General features: G+C 73.2%; 3 protein-coding genes. All 3 read left to right on the forward strand.

Annotation, left to right across the window (positions count from 1 at the left end; genetic code table 11):
• Positions 1-542 (forward strand): tyrosine-type recombinase/integrase (locus tag EAD98_RS00475; RefSeq protein ID WP_147457299.1); only part of this gene is annotated, 542 nt, incomplete at its 5' end.
• A 181-nt stretch (positions 543-723) separates the two neighbouring features.
• On the forward strand, positions 724-1,647 hold the full coding sequence (locus tag EAD98_RS00480) for a ParA family protein (RefSeq protein ID WP_121652136.1): 924 nt from the start codon (positions 724-726) through the stop codon (positions 1,645-1,647).
• A gap of 41 nt (positions 1,648-1,688) precedes the next feature.
• Positions 1,689-2,807: ScpA family protein (locus EAD98_RS00485; RefSeq protein WP_233583657.1), on the forward strand; the 1,119-nt coding region annotated here is incomplete at its 3' end.

Here is a 2,807-nt window from a genome sequence, read left to right on the forward strand (position 1 = left end):
AATTCCAGCAGCGCCCGCTCGCGCTGCGCGACCGGGCGCTGCTGGAATTCCTGTACGGCACCGGAGCGCGGATCTCCGAGGCCGTCGGCGCCGCCGTGGACGACCTCGACGTCGACGAGGGCACCGTGCTGCTGCGCGGCAAGGGCGGCCGGGTGCGGCTGGTGCCGATCGGCGGGTACGCCGTCGAGGCGGTGCGCGCCTACCTGGTCCGGGCCCGGCCCGGGCTCGCCTCGGCCGGCCGGGGCACCCCGGCGGTCTTCCTCAACGCCCGCGGCGGCGCGCTGACCCGCCAGGGCGCCTGGGCCATCCTGCGCCGCGCCGCCGGCCAGGCCGGGCTACCCGTCGACGGGCCCGCCGCGGTGTCCCCGCACACCCTGCGCCACTCCTACGCCACCCACCTGCTCGACGGCGGCGCCGACGTGCGGGTGGTCCAGGAGTTGCTCGGACACGCGTCGGTGACCACCACCCAGGTCTACACCCTGGTGACCGTCGAGCGGCTGCGCGAGGTGTACGCCACCGCCCACCCGCGCGCCCGGGGCTGAGCCCGGTCGCGGTCGGTCCCGACACGCCGGGCCGGTGCCGAACCCCCTGCTGGTCGGTGGCGTACAGTCGGCATCGGCGCGGACCTCCTGGGGCGACACGACCGGGGTGCGCAGCGGCGCCGCGAAGGACGTCGGACGGCTCCGACGCCGGGTGGGGTCGTCGGGAGGGGGCAACGAGCACATGGCTGGCAACGGTGACCGTGCCGAGACCTGGACGTCGGAGCTCCGCGAGCAGCAGGCCACGCTCGGCGCGGACCTGGGTCCGGCGGACCCGGCGGCCTACACGATGCGCAAGCCCATCCCCGAGCCGATGCCCACCGATCGGCACGGCCCGGCGCGCATCATCGCGATGGCCAACCAGAAGGGTGGCGTCGGCAAGACCACCACCACCATCAACCTGGGCGCGGCGCTGGCCGAGTACGGCCGCAAGGTGCTGCTGGTCGACTTCGACCCGCAGGGCGCGCTGTCGGTGGGGCTGGGGGTCAACCCGCACAACCTCGACCTGTCCGTCTACAACCTGCTCATGCAGGACGACGTGATCGCCGAGGACGTGCTGATCAAGACCGACGTGGCGGGCCTGCACCTGCTGCCGGCCAACATCGACCTCTCCGCCGCCGAGATCCAGCTGGTCAACGAGGTCGCCCGGGAGATGGCCCTGGCCCGGGTGCTGCGGACGGTCCGCAAGGAGTACGACTACATCCTGATCGACTGCCAGCCGTCGCTCGGCCTGCTGGCGATCAACGCGCTGACCGTCGCGCACGGTGTGCTCATCCCGCTCGAGTGCGAGTTCTTCAGCCTGCGCGGCGTGGCGCTGCTGCTGGACACCATCGACAAGGTGCGCGAGCGGCTCAACTTCGACCTGGAGCTCGAGGGCATCCTCGCGACCATGTACGACAGCCGCACCACGCACTGCCGGCAGGTGTTGCAGCGGGTCGTCGAGGCGTTCGGCGACAAGGTCTACCAGACGGTCATCACCAAGACGGTGAAGTTCCCCGAGTCCACCGTGGCCGGTGCCCCGATCACCACCCTGGACCCGGCGTCCTCCGGGGCGCGCAACTACCGCCAACTGGCCCGTGAGGTGATCGCCGCCCAGTCGGAGCGGTAGCCGGAACGCCCCGTGCCCACCTCGTGGACTACGGTCGTCCGGTGACCGCGCCACTCCTCGACCCGCTGGCCGGGCCGCACGAGGCCACCGCTCCGGCGGTCGCCGTCGAGCTGGCCGCCGAGGTCGACAGCGTGCTGCCCACCACCGAGGCTCCTGAGGCCTCCGGCTTCACCGTGCGGCTGGCGAACTTCACCGGCCCGTTCGACCTGCTGCTGCAACTCATCGGCAAGCACAAACTCGACGTCACCGAGGTGGCCCTGCACAGGGTCACCGACGAGTTCATCGCCTACATCCGCGCCATGGGCGACAAGTGGGACCTCGACGAGGCCAGCGAGTTCCTGCTGATCGCCGCGACCCTGCTCGACCTGAAGGCGGCCCGGCTGCTGCCCGCCGCCGACGTGGAGGACGAGGCGGACCTCGCCCTGCTGGAAGCCCGGGACCTGCTCTTCGCCCGGCTGTTGCAGTACAAGGCGTACAAGGAGGCGGCGGCGCACATCGCCGAGCTGGAGGCGGTCGGCGGTCGGCGCTATCCGCGGGCGGTCAGCCTGGAACCCCGCTACGCCGAGGCGCTGCCCGACCTGGTGCTCGGCATCGGCCCGCAGCGCCTGTTGAAGCTGGCCGTGAAGGCGATGACCCCGAAGCCCGTGCCGGAGGTCTCCATCGCCCACGTGCACATGGTCCGGGTCAGCGTCCGGGAGCACGCGGCGATCCTCGCCACCCGGCTGCGCCGGGCCGGCACCGCCACCTTCTCGCTGCTCTGCGCCGACTGCGAGGCCACCCTGGAGGTGGTGGCCCGGTTCCTCGCGCTGCTGGAGCTGTACCGGGAGGGTCTGGTGGCCTTCGTGCAGGAGCAGGCTCTGGAGGAGCTGACCGTGCGCTGGACCGGCCCGACCGACGGCGACACCGAACTGCACGTCGACGAGTACGCCGGCACCCCGACCGACCCGGAGCCGACGGGTGCGCCCGCAGAGCCGGCCGACCCGGAGCTGGCCGACCCGGAGCTGGCCGACCCGGAGCTGGCCGACCCGGAGCTGGCCGACCCGGAGCTGGCCGACCCGGAGCTGGCCGACCCGGAGCCGGCCGACCCGGAGCCGGCCGGGCTGGAGCCGGCGGGCGCGGCGGAGCCGGAGCCGGCGGGCGCGGCGGAGCCGGAGCCGGCC

It is taken from the genome of Micromonospora sp. CV4 (assembly GCF_003667455.1).
GTDB lineage: Bacteria > Actinomycetota > Actinomycetes > Mycobacteriales > Micromonosporaceae > Micromonospora.

What these genes read in the sequence shown, in the direction of transcription:
- EAD98_RS00480 (WP_121652136.1), top strand. Translation starts at nt 724, where the DNA reads ATGGCTGGCAACGGTGACCGTGCCGAGACCTGGACGTCGGAGCTCCGC.